We start from the raw sequence: 606 nt of genomic DNA, 5'->3' as shown, positions 1-606 counted from the left end.
TTATTTGCACCCTGCGTATCGTCGGCAGCGTCAGAGGTGTATAAGGGACAGCACCTTCGGCGTGCTGCTGCAATACCCGGACAGCCTCGGCAACATCGGCGACTACAAGGCGCTGGTCGAGGCCGTGCACGCCCGCCAGGGCCTGGTCGCCGTCGCCACCGACCTGCTGGCACTGACCCTGATTGCCGCTCCGGGCGAATGGGGCGCGGACATCGTGGTCGGCAACAGCCAGCGTTTCGGCGTGCCGTTCGGCTTTGGTGGCCCGCATGCCGCCTTCATGGCCTGCCGTGACGCCTACAAGCGCTCGATGCCGGGCCGCCTGATCGGCGTCTCGGTCGATGCCGAAGGCAAGGCCGCTTATCGCCTGACCCTGCAGACCCGCGAGCAGCACATCCGCCGCGAGAAGGCCACCTCCAACATCTGTACCGCCCAGGTGCTGCTGGCGGTGATGGCCTCGATGTATGCCGTCTATCACGGCCCGGAAGGCCTGCTGCGCATCGCCCGCCGCACCCACCGCCTGGCCGCGATCCTGGCCAGCGCGCTGCGTACCGCCGGCGTTGCGGTCGGCAATGACTTCTTCGACACCCTGCACATCACCGGCGTTGA

1 pseudogene is annotated in these 606 nt (G+C 67.3%); it reads left to right on the top strand.

From position 1 onward, the window contains the following. A pseudogene (locus ABB26_RS17605) lies at window positions 1-606 on the top strand (glycine dehydrogenase (aminomethyl-transferring)); the annotation flags it as partial.

It is taken from the genome of Stenotrophomonas humi, assembly GCF_001431415.1.
GTDB lineage: Bacteria > Pseudomonadota > Gammaproteobacteria > Xanthomonadales > Xanthomonadaceae > Stenotrophomonas > Stenotrophomonas humi.
Note: the sequence above shows the minus strand (reverse complement) of the source record. Positions and strands in the feature narration are given on the sequence as shown.